Genomic DNA, 18,096 nt, shown 5'->3' on the forward strand with positions numbered 1-18,096 from the left:
GTCCCACTAATGTCAGGGGCATGGAATTCCGCCATCTCGGCCGCAGCGGCCTCATGGTCAGCGAGATCAGCTACGGCAACTGGATCACCCACGGTTCCCAGGTCGAGGAGGACGCGGCCCGCGCCTGCGTGCACGCGGCCCTCGACGAGGGGATCACGACGTTCGACACGGCCGACGTCTACGCAGGGACGCGGGCCGAGGAGGTGCTCGGACGAGCGCTGCAGGGCGTGCGCCGCGAGTCACTGGAGATCTTCACCAAGGTCTACTGGCCGACCGGCAGCGGCAGGAACGACCGGGGCCTGTCACGCAAGCACATCATGGAGTCGATCAACGGCTCGCTGCGCCGTCTGCAGACCGACTACGTCGACCTCTACCAGGCCCACCGCTTCGACGTGGAGACGCCGCTGGAGGAGACGCTCCGCGCCTTCGACGATCTCGTACGGCAGGGCAAGGTGCTGTACGTCGGCGTCAGCGAGTGGACGGCCGCCCAGATCGAACGGGCGCTGAAGATCGCCGACGAGATGGGCTTCGACCGGCTCGTGTCCAACCAGCCGCAGTACTCGATGCTGTGGCGGGTCATCGAGGCCGAGATCGTCCCGCTGTGCGAGAAGGAGGGCCTGGGCCAGATCGTCTGGTCGCCCATCGCGCAGGGCGTGCTGACCGGCAAGTATCTGCCCGGGCAGCCGGTGCCCGCCGGTTCGCGGGCCACCGACCCGACCGGATCCGGTTTCATCAACCGGATGATGGACGACGAGCTGCTGCGCCGGGTGCAGGAGCTCAAGCCGATCGCGGCGGACCTCGGTCTCACCATGGCCCAGCTCGCGGTGGCCTGGGTGCTGCGCAACCCCAACGTGTCGTCCGCCATCGTCGGCGCCTCACGGCCCGAGCAGGTGCGCGACAACGTGAAGGCCTCCGGCGTCAGGCTCGACGACGAGACCATGCGCAGGATCGACGACGTGCTCGGCGACGTGGTCGAGCGGGACCCGGCCAAGACGGTCAGCCCCGGCAAGCGTCCCTGACGACGCCGTCAGGCGGGGCGGAGCGACATCCCGGCGTACTCGACGCGGTCGTCCTCCAGGAGCGTGACCTGCTCGACCCCGGCGTCCAGCAGGTCACGCCACGACTCCCCCAGCCACGACTCGGCGTCCGACTGACTGGTGAAGATCTCACTCGGCAGCGACCGGTCCGTCAGCTCGGCGCCGTTCGCGTCCTCGTATCGCCAGCGCCATGTCATGCCCATCCGCCCCTTCCGCCGAACCAGTCGAGCACGTCCTGCAAACCCTATGTGAAGGAGCACGCGCGTGGAGATCCGTCTGGAGGGTACCGGGGGCCCGGAGGGCTGGCCGGCGCCCGGCTGCGGCTGCGCCTCCTGCGGCCGCCTCTCCCCCGGTCGCCGCGGGCCGGCGTCGATCGTGATCGACGGGATCGTACGGCTCCCGCCGCGGGCCGGCGACCCGGCACACGGCGGCGTTCCGCCGGGCGGCCGTCTCCTCGTGCGCACCCTCGACGGCTACGAGATCACCGGTCCGGACGGGAGCCGGGTGCTCTACACCCCGTGCTGCGACGGTCTCCAGGATGATGAGGACGACGAGGACGTCTCCGGGCCGCGCCCGCGTGAGCCCTTCGACCTCGTGCTGATCGACCCCCTGGACCGGCCGGAGCGCCTGGGCGATCTGCGCCGCCGCGGCCGGGTCACGCCCACCACGCGGGTGATCGCCGTGCACCTCGACCATCGCGTCCCCTCCGAGGACGAGCTGGCCCGCAGGCTCGCCCACTGGCGGGCAGAGGCCGTACCGGACGGGACCGTCCTGGACACCCGGGACATCCCGGCGCGGCACCCCCTCGGCGACCCGCCGCCACCGGGCCCGGCACGGCGTACGCTGCTGCTCGGCGGAGCCCGCTCGGGCAAGTCGGAGGAGGCCGAGTTACGGGTGGCCGCCGACCCCGATGTGACGTACGTCGCCACCGGCCCCGCCCCGGGCGACGACCCCTCGTGGCTGGCCAGGGTGAAACTGCACCGGGATCGCCGTCCCCGCCACTGGCGAACCCTCGAGACCACCGACCTCACCGGTGTCCTCACCGGGACGGACTCCCCCGGGCGGACCCTTCTGATCGACGGCATCGGCACCTGGCTGGCCGCCGTGTTCGACGAGTGCGGCGCCTGGCCGGGCGGGGACTCAGGCGGGGACTCCGAGCAGGCGCCGGCCGATGTGCGGCGGCGGTGTGACGCGCTGGTGGCCGCCTGGCGGCACACCCGGGCCCGGGTGGTCGCGGTGAGCGACGAGGTCGGGCTCGGCGTGATCCCGGCCACCGCGGCGGGACGCCTGTTCCGCGACGAGCTGGGCCGCCTCAACCAGCGGCTCGCCCGGGAGTCCGAAGACGTCGCGCTGGTGATCGCCGGACGCACGCTCCCCCTCCCCTGCTGACCGGCCCGGCCGATCGTCACGTTCCGGCCGGGGGGTTCCGCCGGGCACGACCTCACGGCCTAGGCTCCTGGCCTGTGGCCGATCCTTCCGAACCGATGGAGCAGACCGGGGCGCGCACGCGGCCGGCCGGCCGGACGATCGCCGCGTGGCGGTTCGCTGTCGGAATGCTCAGCGTGCTCCCCGTGCGTGCCGTCGCGCGGGTGGATCGGCGCCTCGCCGGCCGGGCGATGACCCTCGCCCCCGCGGTCGGGACGCTGCTCGGCCTCGTCGCCGCGCTGGTCCTGGTCGGAGTCCGCTGGGCGGGCGGCACGGCGCTGCTGTCCGCCGCCCTCGCGGTCGGGACGCTCGCCTGGCTGACCCGCGGCCTCCACCTCGACGGCCTCGCCGATCTCGCCGACGGCCTGGGCAGCGGCGGACCGGCCGAGCGGGCGCTCGCCGTCATGAAACAGTCCGATATCGGCCCGTTCGGCGTCATCACGCTGGTCTTCACGCTGCTCCTGCAGGTGGCGGCGCTGACCGCCCTGGCCGAGTCGTCCGCGCCGGCGGCCGGGGCGTGCCTGATCGCGGCATGCACGGCCGGCCGGCTCGCCATCACCTGGGCCTGCGGGGAAGGCGTGCCCGCCGCCCGCCCCGAGGGTCTCGGCGTGCTCGTCGCGGGGACTGTACGGCCGGGCGCCGCGATCTATGCGACCGCCTCCTCGGCCGTAGCCGTCGGGGCCATCACGATTGCCGCGCTCATCGCGTCCCCCGTGCCGCGCATGGCCGTGCCGTTCGGGCCGTTCCTGGCCATGGCGGCCGGACTGGGGGCCGGACTGGGGGCCGCCGCGCTGCTGCGCCGGCGGGCCGTACGGCGGCTGGGCGGCGTCACCGGTGACGTGCTCGGCGCGCTCTGCGAGTGCGCCACGACCGTCACCCTGCTGTGCTGCGCGCTGCTCATCCCGTGATCGCCGCGTAACGTGGGAACCGTACGGCCGGGACCGGCCGAAAAATCGGGTGATCCTGTGACCACCCGTTTGTGCGCAGTGCAGCAAGCACGGATAGCATCGGCTCACGTGACCACTGTGCGCGTCAATGCATCTGAACCGGTCTCCATAGAGGCCGATGCACTAATAGTGGGCGTCCACGCGACCCCGGACGGCCCCACCCAGGCTCCCGGCGCCGACGGCCTGAACCAGGCTCTCGGCGGTCGGCTCGCCGAAATACTCAACGCCGTCGGTTTCACCGGCAAAGCAGAGGAGATCGCCAAGATCCCGACGTTCGGCGCACTGCCCGCGCCGGTCGTGGTCGCGGTCGGCCTCGGCGACCGTCCGGACGGCGACCACGATCCCGAGACCCTGCGCCGGGCCGCGGGCGCCGCAGCGCGTTCCCTGGCCGGTGCGTCCAGCGCCGCCTTCGCGCTGCCGGTCGCCACGGCCGAGCAGGCCGAGGCCGTCGCGCTCGGCGGCCTGCTCGGGGCCTACGACTTCGCCAGATACCGCACGCGCGGTGAGCACAGGGCACCCGTGGGCGAGCTCGTGGTGCTGTCGGACGCGCCGGGCGCCGAGGAGGCCGTACGGCACGCGACGGAGATCGCGACCTCGGTCAACCTGGTGCGCGACCTGGTGAACACGCCGCCCTCGGATCTGTCGCCCGCCCGGTTCGCCGAGATCGCCAGGGAGATGGGCGAGCAGGCCGGGCTGTCGCCCGAGGTGCTCGACGAGACCGAGCTCAAAGAGGGCGGTTACGGCGGCATCGTGGGAGTCGGCCAGGGTTCGGCCAACCCGCCGCGGCTGGTCCGGCTGGCGTACCGGCACCCGGAGGCCGCGCGGACCATCGCGTTCGTGGGCAAGGGCATCACCTTCGACTCCGGCGGCCTGTCGCTCAAGCCCGCCGCCTCGATGGACTGGATGAAGTCCGACATGGGCGGCGCCGGCGCGGTGTTCGGCTCGCTGCTCGCGATCTCCAGGCTCGGCCTGCCGATCAACGTGGTCGGTTATCTCTGCCTCGCGGAGAACATGCCGTCGGGTCAGGCTCAGCGTCCGTCCGACGTCCTGCACACCTACAGCGGCAAGACCGTTGAGGTGCTCGACACCGACGCCGAGGGCCGTCTCGTGCTGATCGACGGCATCGCCCGCGCCGCCGAGGACGACCCCGAGCTGATCGTGGACGTCGCCACGCTGACCGGGGCGCAGATCGTCGCGCTCGGCTGGCGTACGGCCGGTGTGATGTCCAACGACGACGCGCTGCGCGAGGAGGTCGTGGACATCGCCGGGGCTCAGGGGGAGGGCGCCTGGGGGATGCCGCTGCCCGAGGAACTGCGCAAGGGCCTCGACTCGCCGATCGCCGACATCGCCAACCTGCAGCCCGATCGCTGGGGCGGCATGCTCGCCGCCGGCATCTTCCTGCGCGAGTTCGTGCCCGACGGCGTCCGCTGGGCGCACATCGACATGGCCGGTCCCGCGTTCAACAAGGGCGAGCCGCACGGTTACACGCCCAAGGGCGGCACCGGCGCGATCACCCGTACGCTCGTCGGCATCGCCGAGCGTTACGCGGGCAGACGATAGCGAAACCGCGGCGGCGAACCGCAACGGTGTGTCCGTCCGGGCGGGCGGCCACCACGTCCCGTCCACGATCTTCATAGACAAGTGAAAAGATGCCGTCGGACCCATCCGGTGGCGTGGAATCCAGCGAGGAGCATTCCAGTGGCTGATGGCAGCGGCCCCTACGACATCGTCGTCCTAGGTGGTGGTAGCGGTGGTTACGCATGCGCCCTTCGGGCGGCCGAGCTCGGCATGAACGTCGTCCTCATCGAGAAGGACAAGGTCGGGGGCACCTGCCTGCACCGCGGCTGCATCCCCACGAAGGCGTTGCTGCACGCCGCCGAGCTCGCCGACCAGGCACGTGAGAGCGAGTCCTTCGGGGTGCGAACCCGTCTGGAGGGCATCGACGTCCCGGCCGTCCACACCTACAAGGACAAGGTGATCAGCGGGCTCTGGAAGGGGCTCGCCGGTCTGATCAAGAGCAAGAAGATCACCGTCGTCGAGGGCGAGGGGCGGCTGGCCGGCCCCGGCCGCGTGACGGTCGGCGGCCAGGTCTACGAGGGCCGCAACGTCGTGCTGGCGACCGGCTCGGCCCCGAAGTCGCTGCCCGGCCTGGACATCGACGGTGAAAAGGTCATCAGCAGCGACCACGCGCTGGTGCTGGACCGCGTGCCCTCCTCGGTCGTCATCCTTGGCGGCGGCGTGATCGGCGTGGAGTTCGCCAGCGTGTGGCGGTCGTTCGGCGCCGAGGTCACGATCGTCGAGGCGCTCCCCCACCTGCTCCCGCTCGAGGACGAGTCGAGCTCCAAGCTGCTGGAGCGGGCCTTCCGCCGCCGCGGCATCAAGTACGAGCTCGGCGTCAGGTTCGAGAGCGTCAAGACCACCGGCACCGGTGTGGTCGTCACGCTGGAGAACGGCAAGACGCTCGACGCCGAGCTCATGCTGGTGGCCGTCGGCCGCGGCCCGGTCTCGTCGGGCCTCGGCTACGAGGAGGCGGGCGTCCGGCTCGAGCGCGGCTACGTGCAGGTGGACGAGTTCTACCGGACCGGTGTCCCCGGGGTCTACGCGGTGGGCGACCTCATCCCCACCCTGCAGCTCGCCCACGTCGGCTTCGCCGAGGGCATCGGAGTCGCCGAGCACATCGCCGGCCTGAACCCCGTGCCGATCGACTACGACGGCGTGCCGCGCATCACGTACTCCGAGCCCGAGGTCGCCTCGGTGGGCATCAGCACGGCCGTCGCACGCGAGCGCGGCCACGATGTGGTCGAGCTCTCCTACAACCTGGCCGGGAACGGCAGAAGCAAGATCCTCCAGACCCAGGGCGAGGTCAAGGTCGTCGCCGAGCGCGACGGCCGGGTCCTGGGCGTGCACATGGTGGGTGGCCGTGTCGGCGAGCTCATCGCGGAGGCACAGCTGATCTTCAACTGGGAGGCCACGGCGAAGGACGTCGCCCAGTTGATCCACCCGCACCCGACCCAGTCCGAGGCGCTCGGTGAGGCGATGCTGGCCCTGGCCGGCAAGCCGCTCCACGTCCACAACTGAAGCCCGAAGGCGAGAGAAGACGAACAATGCCCGTCTCCGTAACCATGCCCCAGCTCGGTGAGAGCGTAACCGAGGGCACCGTCACCCGCTGGCTGAAGAACGAAGGCGATCACGTCGAGGCCGACGAGCCGCTGCTGGAGGTGTCGACCGACAAGGTCGACACCGAGATCCCGTCGCCGTCGTCGGGCTACCTGACCAAGATCCTCGTCGCCGAGGACGAGACCGTCGAGGTCGGGGCCGAGCTCGCCGTCATCGACACCGGGGCGGGCGCCGCTCCGCAGCAGGCCCCCGAGCCTCAGCAGGCGCCCGAGCCCGCGCCGGCCCCTCCGGCTCCGCCGGCTCCCGCCCCGCAGGCGGCCCCCGCGCCTCCTGCCCCGCCCGCTCCGGCTCCGGCGCCGCCCATCTCGTCGATCCCGCAGCCGGCTCCCGCCCCGCAGGCGCCGGCCGCCCCGGTGGCCCAGCCGACGCCGCTGCCGCCCCCCGGCGAGGCGCCGTACGTCACGCCGCTGGTGCGCAAGCTGGCCACCGAACACGGCGTCGACCTGGACTCGCTGACCGGCACCGGTGTCGGCGGCCGGATCCGCAAGCAGGATGTGATCGAGGCGGCCCGGATCCAGCGCGAGCGCGCCGCGGCGGCGGCCCAGCAGCAGGCACCCGCCCCGGCGCCTGCCCCTGCCCCTGCCCCTGCCCCGGCGCAGGCTCCTGCCGCCGTGCAGCCGGTCGCGCCCGCCGCGACGCCCGAGCCGGTGCAGGTGGACACGACGCTGCGCGGGACCACCGAGAAGATGTCGCGCCTGCGCAAGGTGATCGCCGACCGCATGATGGAGTCGCTGCACACCACGGCGCAGCTCACCACCGTGGTCGAGGTCGACGTGACCCGGATCGCCTCGCTGCGGGCACGGGCGAAGGCGGCCTTCGAGTCCCGTGAGGGCGTGAAGCTGTCGTTCCTGCCGTTCTTCGCGCTCGCGGCGGTCGAGGCGCTGAAGGTCCACCCGAAGCTCAACGCGGTCATCAACGACCAGACCAGCGAGGTGACCTACCACGACGTCGAGAACCTCGGCATCGCGGTCGACACCGAGCGCGGCCTGATCGTCCCGGTGATCAAGAACGCGGGGGACCTGAACATCGCCGGTCTCGCCCGTAAGACCGCCGACCTGGCCGAGCGCACCCGGACCAACAAGATCACTCCGGACGACATCGCCGGCGGCACGTTCACGCTGACCAACACCGGCAGCCGGGGCGCGCTGTTCGACACACCGATACTCAACAAGCCGCAGGTCGGCATGCTGGGCACCGGTTCGGTCGTCAAGCGCCCGGTCGTCGTGGACACGCCCGACGGCGAGGTCATCGCGGTCCGGTCGATGGTCTATCTGGCGCTGACCTACGACCACCGCCTGGTCGACGGTGCGGACGCGGCCCGCTTCCTCACCACGATCAAGCGGCGTCTGGAGGAGGGCCGGTTCGAGAGCCAGCTCGGCCTGGCCTGATCCGCCCGCTTCAACGTGGCCGTCCCGTGTGCGCACGGGGCGGCCACGCCCATTTGAATACGGGGCGGCCACGCCCGTTCGGACGCGGCGCGGGCGCGGGCGTGGCGGCATGCCCGTTTCCGCGGGTTCGGCCATCCCTTTCCCGCGCCCCGCCGTACCCTGGGGAGACCGTCGAGCTGACTGAACAGGGAGTGGGGCATGAGCCGAATCGGGCAGTCGCACATCGTCGCCATCGGGGGCGGGTCGTTTCGGCCGTCGGAGCGGTACGGGTTCATCGAGCCGACCGCCCTGCTGCGCTACGTGCTCGACCTGACCGGTCAGGACCGGCCCAGGCTCGGGCTCCTCGCGACCGCCACCGGCGACGACGCCGACTGGCTGCTGAAGATGTACGGAGCCTTCAACCGCTGGGACGTCGAGGTCAGCCACCTGACGGTCTTCCCGATGCCCAACATGGCGGACCCGCGCGGGTGGATCCTCGAGCAGGACGCGATCTACGTCAGCGGCGGCAGCGTGGCCAACCTCGCCGCGCTGTGGCGGCTGCACGGGCTGGACGAGGCGTTCGCCGAGGCGTGGCGGTCGGGTGTGGTGTTGTCCGGGCAGAGCGCGGGGGCGCTGTGCTGGCATGTCGGCGGCAACACCGACTCGTTCGGGCCCAGGCTGCGTCCGTGGGCCGAGGGCCTGGCGCTGCTCCCGTACTCGTGCGGCGTCCACTACGACTCCGACCCGCAGCGCAGGAGGCTGCTGCACGAGTCCGTGGCCTCCGGTGAGCTGCCGGAGGCGTACGCCGCCGACGAGGGCGTGGCGCTCCACTACGTCGGCACGGAGTTCATTCAGGCGGTCAGTGTGGCCCCCGAGGGCGCCGCGTACCGGGTGGAGCGCGACGGCACGGGCGTCAAGGAGTTCCGCATAGAACCCCGTCCGCTGACGTCTACTACCCTTGAGCCGTGAACGGCTTGGCCATCGTCCGCATGGGCGTCGACGTCCCGTACGAGCAGGCCTGGAACCTGCAGCGGGTCCTGCACGGGCGCCGGGTGGCGGACGACATCTCGGACCTGTGCCTCATGCTGGAGCACGCGCCCGTCTACACGGCGGGCAGGCGGACGCTGCCGCACGAACGACCGGGCGACGGCACCCCGGTCATCGACGTCGACCGGGGTGGCAAGGTCACCTGGCACGGTCCCGGGCAGCTCGTGTGCTATCCCATCGTCCGGGTCGACGACATCGTCGCCTACGTCCGGCTGCTGGAGGAGGTCCTGATCCAGGTCTGCACCGACTTCGGGCTGGCCGCCCGCCGGGTCGCGGGCCACGGCGGCATCTGGGTGCCAGGCGATCCCGGGCACGGCGTGCCCGACCGCAGGCTGGGCACGATCGGCATCCGGATCTCCCGCGGGGTGAGCATGCACGGCTTCGCGCTCAACTGCGTGAACGACCTGAGCTGGTTCAACCGCATCATGCCGGGCGGCGAGGCGGACGCCGGGGTGACCTCCTTATCGGCGGAGACCGGACGGCGCATCACGGTCGACGAGGTGATCCCGTTCGCCGAGAAACGCCTCGCGGAAGCCCTCGGCGCCGAGCCGTACGACCTGTACGAAGAGGACCTGTCCTGAATCGTGTCCGACGGTCGGTTCCCGGCGTGGGATCACCGGCGAGGGAGCCGGACCGGGTCACCCGGAGACGGGTAATAAGCTGGGATCCGTGAGCGAGCGAAGCGCGCGAGCCTACAAGGCAAAGGGTGTCGCATGACGGTTGCACCAGATGGCCGAAAGCTCCTCCGCCTGGAGGTCCGAAACAGCCAGACCCCGATCGAGAAGAAGCCGCCGTGGATCAAGACGCGGCTCCGGAACGGTCCCAACTTCAACGAGATCAAATCGCTCGTCCGCGACGCGGGCCTGCACACGGTCTGCCAGGAGGCGGGCTGCCCCAATATCTCGGAATGCTGGGAGGATCGCGAGGCGACCTTCCTCATCGGCGGAGACCAGTGCACCCGGCGCTGCGACTTCTGTCAGATCGACACCGGCAGACCCGCGGGATACGACCGGGACGAGCCGCGCCGGGTCGCCGAGTCGGTCCGTCAGATGGGCCTGCGGTACGCCACGGTGACCGGCGTCGCCCGGGACGACCTGCCGGACGGCGGCGCCTGGCTGTACGCGGAGACCGCCCGGCGGATCCACGACATGGTCCCCGGCTGCGGTGTCGAGCTGCTCGTGCCCGACTTCAACGGCCACCGGGAACAGCTCGAGGAGGTGTTCTCCGCCCGGCCCGAGGTGTTCGCGCACAACATCGAGACCGTGCCGCGGATCTTCAAGCGGATCCGCCCGGCGTTCCGGTACGACCGATCGCTGCAGGTGCTCGGCATCGCCCACGAGGCGGGGATGGTCACCAAGTCGAACCTCATCCTCGGCATGGGCGAGGAGCGCGAGGAGATCAGCCAGGCGCTGCGCGACCTGCGTGAGGTCGGCTGCGACCTCATCACGATCACCCAGTACCTGCGGCCGAGCCCGCGCCACCATCCGGTGGACCGCTGGGTGAAGCCGGAGGAGTTCGTCGAGCTCCAGCAGGAGGCCGAGGAGATGGGGTTCGCGGGCGCCATGTCCGGGCCGCTGGTCCGCTCGTCCTACCGCGCCGGCCGTCTCTACCAGCAGGCCATCGCCGCCCGCGCCGACGGCGTCGGCAGCGTCGGCGGGTCTCGTTTTCATTAATCCACCACGGCATTTGTATCCTTCACACCATGGCGAAAGACGCAGCGACTCCGGGACGGCTCAAGCAGATCCGGATGGTCGCCCAGATCATCAAGCGGTCGAATCCCAAGGGCATGCCGATCGTCTACGCCTCGGCGGTGGGCACGCTCCTGGTGTTCGTCGTGCTCGGGGTGTTCTTCGGGTGGACCTGGTACGTCTTCGGCGTCTTCACCGCCCTGCTGGTCGGCATGCTCATCTTCAGCCGGCTGGCGCAGAAGGCGCAGTACTCGTTGCTGCACGGACAGCCGGGCGCTACGTACGCGATCCTGCAGGGGATGCGTGGCAACTGGTACGTGGAGGAGAAGCCCGTCGCGGTCAACCGGGACCAGGATCTGGTGTTCCGTGTCGTCGGCTACCCCGGCGTCATCCTGGTCTCGGAGGGGCCGCCCAACCGCGTGCAGCGCATGCTCGTCGCGGAGAAGAAGCGCGTTCAGCGGGTCGCCATCGACGTGCCGGTCTACGACATCCAGTGCGGTGACGCCGACGGTCAGATCCCGCTGGCCAAGCTGTCGAGGCACCTCATGAAGCTGCCGCGCAACCTCAGGAAGCCGGCCGTCTCCGAGGTGAACAACCGGATGCGCGCGCTGACGCCCGTCATGCCGATGCCGAAGGGCCCGCTGCCCAAGGGCGTCCGCATGCCGCGCGGCCCCAAGATGCGCTGAGGCCGTGACCGGGGTGGATCTCGTCGGCAGGCGGCCCGTCTCCCCCGCCGAGACGTCCCGGGCCAACCGCGGGTGGTGGGACGGCGCGGCCGACGACTATCAGGCCGAGCACGGCGGCTTCCTGCGTGACGAGGGTTTCGTCTGGTGCCCCGAGGGGCTCGACGAGGCCGACGCGCGTCTGCTGGGCGACGTCGCGGGCCGGCGCGTCCTGGAGATCGGCTGCGGCGCCGGGCAGTGCGGGCGGTGGCTCGCCGCGCAGGGCGCGATCGTCACCGGCTTCGACCTGTCGTACCGGCAGCTCCAGCACTCCCGCCGCATCGACCTCGGCACGGATACGGCCCTTCCCGTGGTGCAGGCGGACGCCGAGGCCCTGCCGTACCTGGACCGCTCGTTCGATCTGGCGTGCTCGGCCTTCGGGGCGCTGCCGTTCGTCGCCGACGCGGGCGCGGTGCTCGCCGAGGTGCGGCGGGTGCTGCGGCCCGGCGGGACATTCGTGTTCTCGGTGAGCCATCCCATCCGCTGGGCGTTCCCCGACGATCCCGGGCCGCGCGGCCTGACGGCCGACCGTTCGTACTTCGACCGCGCGCCGTACGTCGAGCTCTCCGGCGGAGTGCCGTCCTATGTGGAGCACCACCGGACGATGGGCGACTGGGTGGGCCTGATCGTCTCGGCCGGGCTGGTCCTCACCGGTCTGGTCGAGCCGGAGTGGCCCGAGGGGCACGAGCGCCTCTGGGGCGGCTGGAGCCCGCTGCGCGGCCGCGTGCTTCCCGGCACCGCGATCTTCAGCTGCGCGCGCGTCTAGCCGTTCCGGTACGGGACCGTCACGGAGATCTCCGGTGGGGTCCGGCGGGGCTCCCCGAGCACGGCTCCGCTCACATATTGACCACGACGGTGCCGGAGGCACGGTCGTGCAGGCCCCGCCGGTCGCGGTCCCAGACCAGGGCGGGCACGGCGAGGCACAGCAGGAGCGTGCGCACCAGCACGGCGGGCAGCGCCGGTCGGCCGCCGTTGAGGGCGGCGACCCTGATGCCGAAAAGCCGCATCCCCAGCGTCATCCCGATCGTGCTCACCAGCAGCACGTACTCCAGGGCGAATATGCCGAGGCCGAACACGCCGACGTCCTGCCCCTCCATCCGGAGCAGTCCCCCGGCGATCGCCCAGGCGCAGATCAGCCAGTCGACCAGGACGGCCCCGATCCTGCGCCCCCATCCGGCGACAGCGCCGCTGCCCGTCTCCGGCAGGCCGAGCCGTACCCCCGGGTGGCCGAGGTCGACACCGGCGGCCCGGACCCCGCCGAGCCAGGTCTGCGTCCATCGTGGTTGCCGCTCGTTCATAATGCACCAGCCTATTCACCGCCCTGGCGGCTCCCGCACCGGGCGGACGGCGCCGTCGACAAGGTCCTTAACACCGGCGAAACAAACGAGACACGGCACGGAAACGGCGCGGGCATATTTTCGGCTTTGCTGGCAGATGCCCCTTGGAGGTTCGAGAGTGTTCAACTCCGCCGACGACGTCCTCAAGTTCGTCCGGGACGAGGGGGTGCAGTTCGTAGACGTCAGGTTCACCGACCTGCCCGGCACGACGCACCACTTCACCTTCCCCGTCGAGAACTTCGGCGCGAACGTCTTCACCGACGGCCTGATGTTCGACGGCTCGTCGATCCGCGGCTTCCAGGCCATTCACGAGTCGGACATGCTTCTGCTGCCGGACCCGTCCACGGCCGTGGTCGACCCGTTCCGCAAGCACAAGACGTTGAACCTGAACTTCTTCGTGCACGACCCGCTCACGCGGGAGGCCTACAGCCGCGACCCGCGCAACGTCGCCAGGAAGGCCGAGGAGTACCTCCGGGGCACCGGCATCGCGGACACCGTCTACTTCGGCCCCGAGGCCGAGTTCTACATCTTCGACGACATCCGGTTCGAGACCCGGGCCAACGCGGGCTACTACTTCATCGACTCCGTCGAGGGAGCCTGGAACACCGGCAAGGCGTCCGAGGGCGGCAACCTGGGCTACAAGCCGCGTTACAAGGGCGGATACTTCCCGGTCCCGCCGATGGACCACTTCACCGATCTGCGCTCGGAGATGGTACGCAACCTCATCGAGGCCGGCATCGAGACCGAGATCCAGCACCACGAGGTGGGCACCGCCGGCCAGGCGGAGATCGACTTCAGGTTCGGCACGCTGCTCAAGACCGCCGACAACGTGATGCTGTACAAGTACATCGTCAAGAACACGGCCATGCAGCACGGTCACACCGTCACGTTCATGCCGAAGCCGATCTTCGGTGACAACGGTTCCGGCATGCACTGCCACCAGTCGCTCTGGAAGGACGGCGAGCCGCTGTTCTACGACGAGGTCGGCTACGCCGGACTGTCGGACATGGCGCGGTACTACATCGGCGGCCTGCTCAAGCACGCCCCGTCGCTGCTCGCCTTCACCAACCCGACGGTGAACTCCTACCACCGCCTGGTGCCCGGCTACGAAGCCCCGGTCAACCTGGTCTACTCCCAGCGCAACCGCTCGGCCTGCATCCGCATCCCGATCACCGGCAGCAACCCGAAGGCCAAGCGCATCGAGTTCCGCGTGCCGGACCCGTCGTGCAACCCCTACTTCGCGTTCGCCGCCATGCTCATGGCCGGTCTGGACGGCATCCGTAACAAGATCGAGCCGCCGGAGCCGATCGACAAGGACCTGTACGAGCTGCCGCCGGAGGAGGCGCTCAGCGTCGAGCAGGTGCCCGGCTCGCTGGACAAGGTGCTGGAGCACCTCGAAGCCGACCACGAGTACCTGCTCGAAGGCGGGGTGTTCACCCCCGACCTCATCCAGACGTGGATCTCCTACAAGCGCGCGAACGAGATCGACCCGATCCGCCTCCGCCCGCACCCCCACGAGTTCGAGCTCTACTACGACGTGTAGCAGGCACCCGGGCCTTTACCTGGCCCGGCCGGTCTTCCAGACAACCGACCCGGGAAGGCCGGAACGCCCGACGCCGACGGAGCCGGGACTTCTGACAGAGCCGGGACTTCTGACAAAGCCGGGGCGCAGCGATGCGCTCCGGCCACCCGGCGAATGGACGGGGAACTCGCCACCGTGTCGTCCCCACAGTGTCGTCCCCACAGTGCGGACGCCTGGTCGACGCCATGCGAGATGACGGGCTCGCTGTGCGCCATGCGGCCACGATCCCCATCGCCGCGATCGACGAACGGCTCCGACCGGGCTTTGACACAGGCCCGAGGGTCCTCCTGAGGACGTTCGGGCAGGCACGTCGTAGCCTGTCCTTCAAGGTTGGGCTGAAGATCGGCTTCGGGAGACGTTCGTGGTGGAAGAGGCTGAACTGCGGCATCTGCGCCGTTGCGTGGAGCTGGCGGCTGAGGCTCTGGCGGACGGCGACGAGCCGTTCGGCTCCGTACTGGCCGGGGCGGACGGGACCGCGCTGGCCGAGGACCGCAACCGGGTCGCCGGCGGGGACCGGACCCGGCATCCCGAGTTCGCGCTGGCACGCTGGGCCGCGGCGAACCTGACACCTGAGGAGCGTGCCGCCGCTACGGTCTACACCTCGGGCGAGCACTGTCCGATGTGCGCCGCCGCGCACGCCTGGGTGGGCCTGGGCCGCATCGTGTACGCGAGCTCTGCCGGGCAGCTCGTGTCCTGGCTGGCCGAGCTGGGTGCCCCCGCGGCTCCCGTTCGGCCGCTGCCGATCCAGGAGGTCGCCCCCGGCGTCGTGGTGGAGGGTCCCGTTCCCGAACTGGCCGAGCAGGTACGCGCCCTGCATCGACGCTTCTACTCCGCGCGCTGAACGTGCCAGCTGCCGCCAACCAGAAACGGATCTTCGGTTCGGTCAGGAGCTCAGCGGGCCGACGATCGAAGGACCGCGCTGACGGTGTCTGCGATGGAATCCGCCCGCGCGTCAGAATCCGTGTCCGTGCCATGAGAGACACGGCTCGGTAGTCGCGTGGATGCCGGTCGATGGGATCGCGTTCGTTGCCATCGCCAACCGTCACCGGTCCCGTCCCTTTATCCCCACATGCTGGTCGTGATCCATGTGGTCGATCATGCACGTCGGGGTTTTCTGGTGGGTGAGGGGCCGATGTAGGTGAATTCCCAGCGGTCGGGGCCGATCTGGCGGCGTCGGTAGCGGTCGGGGTGCAGGTAGCGGTCGCGGTTGTGGAATTGGCAGGCGGGGCCGAGTCTGGCCAGGTCGGTGCGGCCGCCTTCGCTCCAGTTGTCGAGGTGGTCGACCTGGCACATGCTCACCGGAAGTGAGCAGCCTTTCACCCAGCAGGTGTCGTAGCGGGCTTGGACGGCACGGCGCTGGGCGGGGGTGGCCAACCGGGTCTTGCGGCCCATGTCCAGGACCTGTCCCTGGGCGTTCATGACCAGGCGCACCAGGGTGGAGGTGCGGGCCAGGCGGTGGACGTCGGTGATCGGCAGCAGGTGCCCGGTCGACAGCAGCAGCCCGGGCAGGGTGCGCAGCACCGACTGCCACCGCCAGTCCCCGGCTCCGAACCCGCCACCCCCGGCACCTACGTCCCCGGTATCTATGGGCCTGGCGCCTGCGCCACCGGCGTCCATCCGCCCAGCGTCCATGGGCTCGGTGACCATGGGCTCGGTGACCATGGGCTCGGTGACCATGGGCTCGTGGTCTGTGGGGTCACGATCGGCGAGCCGATTCGCCGTGCCCGGCTCATACCGGCCTGGCCCGGTGTCGGCCGATGCTGGGGTGTCGGGCGGGCGCGTTCCCGGCTCTGTCTGCTGGCCGGTACCGCCCGGTCCAGCCCCGTCTCGCCCAGCCGCGTGGCCGGTCCGGTCATAGCCGGTCTGAGGCGAACCGGTGCCGGCACCGGAGACTGGAGTGTTCAGGGCGTCATCGCCCTCACCGGCCCCCGCACCGGTCCCGGTAACGGTTCCCGCGATGGGCTCCTCGCCGGTGCCGGCACCGGTGTCTTGTACCTGTCCGTGGTCTGGGGATAGGTCTTCGAAGTCCAGGGGTTCGAGGTCACCGCCAGGACAGAGAAGGTCACCGGCTGGGGGATCGCCGGACTCTTCGCCGTCAACGTCGCAGTCTTCGGCCACATCGTCGCCGCGAGCACGGTCATCGGAGGCGTCGGCGTCAGATGTCCCGAATTCGCAGTCACTGCCTTCGGACGCGTTATCCCCCGAGCGGATATCACTGGACGCCCCACTGCCGGAGGCAGCGCCATATGGGGGTGAGCCACCGTCCGCTGGGGGATCGTCGGGGAGGGAGTCGGCGTTGACCAGTACCAGGAGTTCGGTGGTGATCTGCTGCTCCAGCAGCGCGATCAGCGCGTCGGCATTGCGGACCCGCAGCGGCCGGTCATCCCCCTGGGCCCTGGGCTTGGCATAGGCGTCCAGCAGCGCCCGCAGCCGGGCGGCGGCCTCCCGCGGCAGACGGAACTCCCCCTCCACCCCACCGGTGTCGGTCTCCCGCAGCAGCAGGAACCGGGCGTCGTAGTCGGCGTCGGCGTCCTTGATCTCCCCGTCAGGGTCCAGCACCGCCCGCAGATACCGCCCCGCCTTGGCGATCTCCTGCGGCCCGGCGGAATCCGCCAGCTCCAAAAGGATCGCCTCGGCCTTGGCCGCATCCTCATCACTCAACCCGGTGGTGGCCGCGCAGATCGCCGCCACCACCCCCTCGGCCAGGTTCCCGGACGCGAACCGTGCCCGCACCTCAGGCAGGCGTGCCAGCTCGATGCCCAGGGCCACCGTGCGGTAGGCCGTCCGCCTGCTCATCCCGCACACCGACCGCAACCACGTCCGCGTCGAGGCATGCCCGCCCTGGCGGGCCGCCCCGGCCGCATGCACCCGCCCGGCACGCAGAGCGATCGCCGCCTCCAGCCGATCCCGCGCGAACGCCAACTCCTCCACCTGCGCCAGACACACCTCCGGCGCATCCGGCACTACCGTCACCGCCACCGCCACCGCAGCCTCACGCACCTGGCTCACCAACGGCCACGACAACGCCCCGTCCACGTCCGCAGACCTATCGCTCAGACCGTCCGCCGAAACACCTGAAGAACCGCCGGAAAGGGCATCCGCGGTTGCTGAAGTGCGCCGCCGACGGGAATCGTCGCCATCATCGTCGATGAGTGCCTGGGAGCCGCCGACCCTACGAGCCGCGCCACCAGTGCCCGCATCAGCGGGCCACTCGCCATTCCGGGATGTGATGGCGGAAGCCTCGCCGGTGGACTCTGCGTCCCCCGTAGCCGTACGGAAGCCAGAGCCGGCCGCATCCAAACCAGCCGCACCCGAGCGACCTGACCAAACAGGGCCACCGGTGCGAAACATATCGATCAGTGAGGTGGCGCTTGGAGGTGTGCCCGTGGAGGATCGGCCGTCTGAGGATATGACGCTGGGGGACGTATGGCCCGGACCGTCCATGAAAACGCGGCGTGACACCGCCGGCCAGCCGGGCCACGACGAAGAACGCGTCGAGTCGTAGGAGGAACGGGCAGCAGCACGCGCTGCGGCTTCCGCCTTGATTTCGGCCCACCATTCGGCTCCGAGCAGGGGTGGAGTCTCGGACCGCGGCAAATCGCGATCGAATAGTTTGTCCATATTTAGCGGCTTTGCGGACTCCATCACCCCTCCTCTCGTGGACCGCATTCTCGAAAACCTGTCTGAATAATCTCACGTCAACCCCGAAATGACAACACCTCTCCACGATTGATTCACAAATAATTATGAGAGAAAAATGTCAATTA

General features: G+C 70.3%; 16 protein-coding genes. 13 read left to right on the plus strand and 3 right to left on the minus strand.

What is annotated here, in order from left to right:
- Positions 1-20: 20 nt before the first annotated feature.
- On the plus strand, positions 21-1,019 hold the full coding sequence (locus ACQP1K_RS19500; protein ID WP_433497141.1) for an aldo/keto reductase family protein: 999 nt from the start codon (positions 21-23) through the stop codon (positions 1,017-1,019).
- An 8-nt stretch (positions 1,020-1,027) separates the two neighbouring features.
- Here ACQP1K_RS19500 and ACQP1K_RS19505 read toward each other — a convergent pair whose 3' ends face one another.
- Positions 1,028-1,240, minus strand: coding sequence for a hypothetical protein (locus tag ACQP1K_RS19505; RefSeq protein ID WP_433497142.1), 213 nt, complete (start codon positions 1,238-1,240; stop codon positions 1,028-1,030).
- A gap of 61 nt (positions 1,241-1,301) precedes the next feature.
- On the opposite strand from ACQP1K_RS19505, the gene ACQP1K_RS19510 reads away from it, so the two are divergent.
- The 10 genes from ACQP1K_RS19510 to ACQP1K_RS19555 all read left to right on the plus strand — a co-directional run bounded on the left by ACQP1K_RS19510 (position 1,302) and on the right by ACQP1K_RS19555 (position 12,176).
- Positions 1,302-2,426, plus strand: coding sequence for a bifunctional adenosylcobinamide kinase/adenosylcobinamide-phosphate guanylyltransferase (locus ACQP1K_RS19510; protein ID WP_433497143.1), 1,125 nt, complete (start codon positions 1,302-1,304; stop codon positions 2,424-2,426).
- 74 nt (positions 2,427-2,500) lie between these two features.
- The gene (locus ACQP1K_RS19515) at positions 2,501-3,370 is read left to right on the plus strand and encodes an adenosylcobinamide-GDP ribazoletransferase (protein WP_433497144.1); all 870 of its coding nucleotides are present in this window, start codon (positions 2,501-2,503) and stop codon (positions 3,368-3,370) included.
- 108 nt (positions 3,371-3,478) lie between these two features.
- Positions 3,479-4,969, plus strand: coding sequence for a leucyl aminopeptidase (locus ACQP1K_RS19520; RefSeq protein WP_433497145.1), 1,491 nt, complete (start codon positions 3,479-3,481; stop codon positions 4,967-4,969).
- Between the two features lie 138 nt (positions 4,970-5,107).
- Positions 5,108-6,487 (plus strand): dihydrolipoyl dehydrogenase, encoded by a 1,380-nt coding sequence (gene lpdA / locus ACQP1K_RS19525; RefSeq protein WP_433497146.1) that lies wholly within the window; start codon positions 5,108-5,110, stop codon positions 6,485-6,487.
- A gap of 26 nt (positions 6,488-6,513) precedes the next feature.
- Entirely contained in the window at positions 6,514-7,974 is a 1,461-nt protein-coding gene (gene sucB, locus ACQP1K_RS19530; protein ID WP_433497147.1) for a 2-oxoglutarate dehydrogenase, E2 component, dihydrolipoamide succinyltransferase, read from the plus strand.
- Between the two features lie 198 nt (positions 7,975-8,172).
- Entirely contained in the window at positions 8,173-8,922 is a 750-nt protein-coding gene (locus ACQP1K_RS19535; protein WP_433497148.1) for a Type 1 glutamine amidotransferase-like domain-containing protein, read from the plus strand.
- Entirely contained in the window at positions 8,919-9,581 is a 663-nt protein-coding gene (lipB, locus tag ACQP1K_RS19540; RefSeq protein WP_433497149.1) for a lipoyl(octanoyl) transferase LipB, read from the plus strand. The genes ACQP1K_RS19535 and lipB overlap by 4 nt, the downstream gene beginning before the upstream one ends.
- Positions 9,582-9,713: 132 nt before the next feature.
- A complete protein-coding gene (lipA, locus tag ACQP1K_RS19545) occupies positions 9,714-10,673 on the plus strand; it encodes a lipoyl synthase (RefSeq protein WP_433497150.1) in 960 nt (319 codons plus the stop codon).
- A 29-nt stretch (positions 10,674-10,702) separates the two neighbouring features.
- Complete coding sequence (locus ACQP1K_RS19550) at positions 10,703-11,374, plus strand: DUF4191 domain-containing protein (protein ID WP_433497151.1); 672 nt, start codon at positions 10,703-10,705, stop codon at positions 11,372-11,374.
- A 13-nt stretch (positions 11,375-11,387) separates the two neighbouring features.
- On the plus strand, positions 11,388-12,176 hold the full coding sequence (locus ACQP1K_RS19555; protein ID WP_433501590.1) for a class I SAM-dependent methyltransferase: 789 nt from the start codon (positions 11,388-11,390) through the stop codon (positions 12,174-12,176).
- Positions 12,177-12,246: 70 nt separating this feature from the next.
- Here the strand turns inward: ACQP1K_RS19555 and ACQP1K_RS19560 are convergent, their stop codons facing one another.
- Positions 12,247-12,708 (minus strand): RDD family protein, encoded by a 462-nt coding sequence (locus tag ACQP1K_RS19560; protein ID WP_433497152.1) that lies wholly within the window; start codon positions 12,706-12,708, stop codon positions 12,247-12,249.
- Positions 12,709-12,865: 157 nt separating this feature from the next.
- On the opposite strand from ACQP1K_RS19560, the gene glnA reads away from it, so the two are divergent.
- Both glnA and ACQP1K_RS19570 read left to right on the plus strand, forming a co-directional pair.
- Entirely contained in the window at positions 12,866-14,290 is a 1,425-nt protein-coding gene (glnA, locus tag ACQP1K_RS19565) for a type I glutamate--ammonia ligase (RefSeq protein ID WP_433497153.1), read from the plus strand.
- Between the two features lie 400 nt (positions 14,291-14,690).
- Positions 14,691-15,170 carry a nucleoside deaminase gene (locus ACQP1K_RS19570; RefSeq protein ID WP_433497154.1) on the plus strand — a complete coding sequence of 160 codons (480 nt, stop codon included), beginning with the start codon at positions 14,691-14,693 and terminating at the stop codon, positions 15,168-15,170.
- 254 nt (positions 15,171-15,424) lie between these two features.
- Here the strand turns inward: ACQP1K_RS19570 and ACQP1K_RS19575 are convergent, their stop codons facing one another.
- Entirely contained in the window at positions 15,425-17,365 is a 1,941-nt protein-coding gene (locus tag ACQP1K_RS19575; RefSeq protein WP_433497155.1) for a DUF222 domain-containing protein, read from the minus strand.
- Between the last annotated feature and the right edge of the window lie 731 nt (positions 17,366-18,096).

Source organism: Sphaerimonospora sp. CA-214678, from assembly GCF_050942215.1.
Taxonomy (GTDB): domain Bacteria; phylum Actinomycetota; class Actinomycetes; order Streptosporangiales; family Streptosporangiaceae; genus Sphaerimonospora.

What these genes read in the sequence shown, in the direction of transcription:
- ACQP1K_RS19535 (WP_433497148.1), top strand. Translation starts at nt 8,173, where the DNA reads ATGAGCCGAATCGGGCAGTCGCACATCGTCGCCATCGGGGGCGGGTCG.
- lipA (WP_433497150.1), top strand. Translation starts at nt 9,714, where the DNA reads ATGACGGTTGCACCAGATGGCCGAAAGCTCCTCCGCCTGGAGGTCCGA.
- ACQP1K_RS19500 (WP_433497141.1), top strand. Translation starts at nt 21, where the DNA reads ATGGAATTCCGCCATCTCGGCCGCAGCGGCCTCATGGTCAGCGAGATC.
- ACQP1K_RS19560 (WP_433497152.1), bottom strand. Translation starts at nt 12,708, where the DNA reads ATGAACGAGCGGCAACCACGATGGACGCAGACCTGGCTCGGCGGGGTC.
- ACQP1K_RS19505 (WP_433497142.1), bottom strand. Translation starts at nt 1,240, where the DNA reads ATGGGCATGACATGGCGCTGGCGATACGAGGACGCGAACGGCGCCGAG.
- ACQP1K_RS19550 (WP_433497151.1), top strand. Translation starts at nt 10,703, where the DNA reads ATGGCGAAAGACGCAGCGACTCCGGGACGGCTCAAGCAGATCCGGATG.
- sucB (WP_433497147.1), top strand. Translation starts at nt 6,514, where the DNA reads ATGCCCGTCTCCGTAACCATGCCCCAGCTCGGTGAGAGCGTAACCGAG.